Source organism: Streptococcus sp. HMSC072D03 (assembly GCF_001812855.1).
GTDB classification, from domain to species: domain Bacteria; phylum Bacillota; class Bacilli; order Lactobacillales; family Streptococcaceae; genus Streptococcus; species Streptococcus salivarius_D.
In genome coordinates this window covers 1-375 of the sequence record NZ_KV810630.1, presented here as the reverse complement: position 1 = coordinate 375, position 375 = coordinate 1, and the positions used below count along the sequence as shown (strand labels likewise).

The 375-nt window shown below is 52.0% G+C and carries 4 tRNA genes; all 4 read left to right on the top strand.

The features are described from left to right. Positions 1-33: 33 nt before the first annotated feature. The 4 genes from HMPREF2877_RS02270 to HMPREF2877_RS02255 all read left to right on the top strand — a co-directional run bounded on the left by HMPREF2877_RS02270 (position 34) and on the right by HMPREF2877_RS02255 (position 371). Positions 34-106, top strand: a tRNA-Asp gene (locus HMPREF2877_RS02270). A gap of 18 nt (positions 107-124) precedes the next feature. Then, positions 125-197: transfer RNA gene (locus tag HMPREF2877_RS02265), tRNA-Lys, on the top strand. Positions 198-202: 5 nt separating this feature from the next. Further along, positions 203-284: transfer RNA gene (locus HMPREF2877_RS02260), tRNA-Leu, on the top strand. A gap of 14 nt (positions 285-298) precedes the next feature. Next, positions 299-371 (top strand) — tRNA-Thr (locus HMPREF2877_RS02255). Positions 372-375: the final 4 nt, after the last annotated feature.

Sequence of the window (375 nt, the reverse complement as noted above, 5' to 3'; positions counted from 1 at the left end):
AGGGTCAGCGGTTCGATCCCGTTAACTCCCATAGGTCCCGTGGTGTAGCGGTTATCACGTCGCCCTGTCACGGCGAAGATCGCGGGTTCGATTCCCGTCGGGACCGTCAAGTAGAAATATTTGAGACTCGTTAGCTCAGTTGGTAGAGCAATTGACTTTTAATCAATGGGTCACTGGTTCGAGCCCAGTACGGGTCATATATGCGGGTGTGGCGGAATTGGCAGACGCACCAGATTTAGGATCTGGCGCTTAACGGCGTGGGGGTTCAAGTCCCTTCACCCGCATTATAGAAAAGTTAGCCGGCTTAGCTCAGTTGGTAGAGCATCTGATTTGTAATCAGAGGGTCGCGTGTTCAAGTCATGTAGCCGGCATAAA